General features: G+C 66.9%; 1 protein-coding gene. It reads left to right on the forward strand.

The genetic code is table 11. The annotated features are described in order from the left end of the window. Positions 1-531 (forward strand): cysteine desulfurase family protein (locus ABW22_RS16445; RefSeq protein ID WP_157648708.1); only part of this gene is annotated, 531 nt, incomplete at both ends.

Consider the following 531-nt stretch of genomic DNA (forward strand, 5'->3'; position numbering starts at 1 on the left):
GCCATCGAGCACCCGGCGGTGATGGCCCCGGCGCAGCATCTTCAGGAAGAGGGCTGGCGCCTCACCGTGGTGCCGGTCGACGATTTCGGCCGCGTCTCGCCGCAAGACATTGCGCAAGCCCTGCGGCCCGATACGGCGCTGGTGTCGGTGATGCACGCCAACAATGAGATCGGCACCATCCAGCCGATCCGGGAGATCGCGCACATCACGCGCGAACGCGGCGTCCTGCTGCACACCGACGCGGCCCAGTCGGCAGGCAAGATTCCGGTCGACGTCGACACATTGGGTGTCGACCTGCTCACGCTGGCCGGGCACAAGTTTTACGCGACCAAGGGCGTCGGGGCCCTGTATATCCGTCAGAACACGCCCGTGCGTCACATCAGTTTCGGCGCGGACCATGAGCGCGGCTTGCGGCCGGGCACCGAGAACGTACCCGCCATTGTGGGTTTGGGGGTCGCGGCGCAGCTTGCGCGGGAACGACTGCCTCAGGCAAGCAGCCGTCTGCGCGAACTGCGGGATCAACTCCATGCC

The organism is Thiobacillus denitrificans, from assembly GCF_001530125.1.
Taxonomy (GTDB): Bacteria; Pseudomonadota; Gammaproteobacteria; order Burkholderiales; family Thiobacillaceae; genus Thiobacillus; species Thiobacillus denitrificans_C.